This is a genomic window from Planotetraspora mira (assembly GCF_016863275.1).
Lineage (GTDB): Bacteria > Actinomycetota > Actinomycetes > Streptosporangiales > Streptosporangiaceae > Planotetraspora > Planotetraspora mira.
In genome coordinates this window covers 1-2108 of record NZ_BOOO01000077.1, presented here as the reverse complement: position 1 = coordinate 2108, position 2108 = coordinate 1, and the positions used below count along the sequence as shown (strand labels likewise).

Here is a 2108-nt window from a genome sequence, read left to right as displayed (position 1 = left end):
CCGGCGCCACCTTGGCGACCTCCTGCGCGACCGAGGTCTGCTCACTGTGGGCCAGCCCGTCGAACGTAGCGTTGAACGGGTTGCTGATGTCGACGATCGTCTTGCCTGCGAGGGCATCCCCGTACGCGGCGACCACCGGCACGACAGCTCCGTACAACAGGGAAGTGATAACGATGTCCCCGGCCGGGACGGCGCCCCACCTACCCGTCGTCGTACCGCCGCCCAGAACCTTGGCCAGGGCATCGGCCTTGGACTGATCGCGGCCCATGACCTCGACCGTGTTGCCGCCCGCCACCGCGAGCGTGCCGATCGTACGGGCCATGTTGCCGGTGCCAATGAAGGTGATGGTGCTCATGAGACTGTCCTCTTCCTGTTCCCAAGGTCTCGCATGTGAGTCAGATGGCGGTGACGCCGCCGTCGGCGACCAGTTCCAGTCCGTTGACGTATCGGGAGTCGTCGGAGGCGAGGAACAGGGCGATGGTGGCGATTTCCTCGGGGCTGCCCATCTTTCCGCGCGGGATGAGCGACTCGAATGCGGCCTTGGTTTCCTCGTCGAACAGTTCTTCCTGTTTGGCGGTGGCGACCTGGCCAGGGGTCAGGACGTTGACGCGGATCTTGCGGTCGCGCAGCTCGTTGAGCCAGACGCGGGCCCAGGCCTGCTGGACGGCTTTGCTTCCCGCGTAGAGGCTCCAGCCGGGGAAGGCACCGAGTGAGGCGTTCGATCCGGTCATGAAGATCGAGCCGTGGTCGTTGATCAGCGGCAGCGCCTTCTGCACGGTGAACAGCGTGCCGCGCGCGTTGAGCGAGAACGCGCGATCGAACTGCTCCTCGCTGATCTCGCCGAGAACGGCAGCCTCGCCCATCCCGGCACTCGCCCACAGCACGTCGATCGAGCCCTTTTCCCGTTTGACGGTCTCGAACAGGCGGTCCAGATCGTCGAGCTCGGACGCGTCACCCTGGACGGCGGTGACGTTGCGACCGATCAGCTTGACGGCGTCGTCGAGTGCTTCCTGCCGCCGGGCCTGAATGAAGACGTAAGCGCCTTCCTCGACGAACAGTTTGGCACCGGCCAGCGCCATCCCGGCGGATCCACCAGTGATCACCGCTACCTTGCCATCGAGCTTTCCCATGATCACTCCGTTGAGTTAGCGGGTCTATTAAGTAAACCGATCTGTTTACGTAACGTACCTGACGGTCGGCGTCGCCGCAAGCTATGTACACCGGTCGGTACCGAACGGCCTATGCTAGGGACATGACGGAGTTCGAGAAGGGCCCTCGGGGCCAGCGCCGCGGCCGTGGCGCACGCGAGCGCATCGTCAGCGCGTCACAGCAGCTCTTCCGCGATCAAGGCATCAACCGCACCGGCATGAACGAGGTCTGCGCCGCGGCCCAGGTGTCCAAGCGGACGGCCTACCAGCATTTCGCCAGCAAGGACGAACTGGTCGCCGAATACCTGCGCCGGTTCGATCCCGACGTCATGCCAGGAGTGTTCGACCGCGCCGACCTCTCGCCGCGAGAACGACTTCTCGCCGCCTTCGCCATGCCCGCGTCCACGCCCCTCTGCCCCTACATCGCGGCGGCCGTGGAACTCCACGACCCCGAGCACCCCGCCTCCCAGTACGCACGCGACTACAAGACCGCCATCGCCGCGCGACTCACCGAAACCGCCCGCGAAGCCGGCGCCCGCAATCCCGAACAACTCGGCGAACAACTAGCGCTGCTCATCGACGGCGCCGCCGCCCGCACCCGAGTCCTCAACCACGATTCCTTCCCCACCGCCGCCGCCATCGCCGCCGTGCTCATCGACAACGCCATCCCGGCTGCGCCTTCCGAGCAGTCCAGCGATGACCGCAGAGCTCCGGGGTCCGCCCCCGTTCCGATCGGTGGTTGATGACGACCCGCTCACGCTTCGTCACCTGATCGCGACCACGACGGCTGCCGCCGACTCCTCGTCATCTACCGCGGCATCGCTTCGATGACCGATTCCGGAGACGCGCGATGCCGCCGCGTTCCGGCGCGGCGGTGAGCAACTGGATCAGAACGTCGCCGTCCGGTCCGCCGATGTCGGCGACGAGCCGGCCCTCCGGAAGGTGGGTACTCGACGGCAT

The 2108-nt window shown here is 66.1% G+C and carries 3 protein-coding genes; 1 reads left to right on the top strand and 2 read right to left on the bottom strand.

Going from position 1 to position 2108, the window contains the following annotated elements; translation table 11 throughout:
- Positions 1-355 (bottom strand): NADPH-dependent F420 reductase (locus Pmi06nite_RS41510; RefSeq protein WP_203958755.1); only part of this gene is annotated, 355 nt, incomplete at its 3' end.
- A 40-nt stretch (positions 356-395) separates the two neighbouring features.
- Positions 396-1130 (bottom strand): SDR family NAD(P)-dependent oxidoreductase, encoded by a 735-nt coding sequence (locus tag Pmi06nite_RS41505; protein WP_203958754.1) that lies wholly within the window; start codon positions 1128-1130, stop codon positions 396-398.
- A 122-nt stretch (positions 1131-1252) separates the two neighbouring features.
- On the opposite strand from Pmi06nite_RS41505, the gene Pmi06nite_RS41500 reads away from it, so the two are divergent.
- Positions 1253-1891, top strand: coding sequence for a TetR/AcrR family transcriptional regulator (locus Pmi06nite_RS41500; protein WP_203887068.1), 639 nt, complete (start codon positions 1253-1255; stop codon positions 1889-1891).
- Positions 1892-2108 lie beyond the last annotated feature (217 nt).

Coding starts and splice junctions, on each gene's coding strand:
- Pmi06nite_RS41505 (WP_203958754.1), bottom strand. CDS start 1,130: ATGGGAAAGCTCGATGGCAAGGTAGCGGTGATCACTGGTGGATCCGCC.
- Pmi06nite_RS41500 (WP_203887068.1), top strand. CDS start 1,253: ATGACGGAGTTCGAGAAGGGCCCTCGGGGCCAGCGCCGCGGCCGTGGC.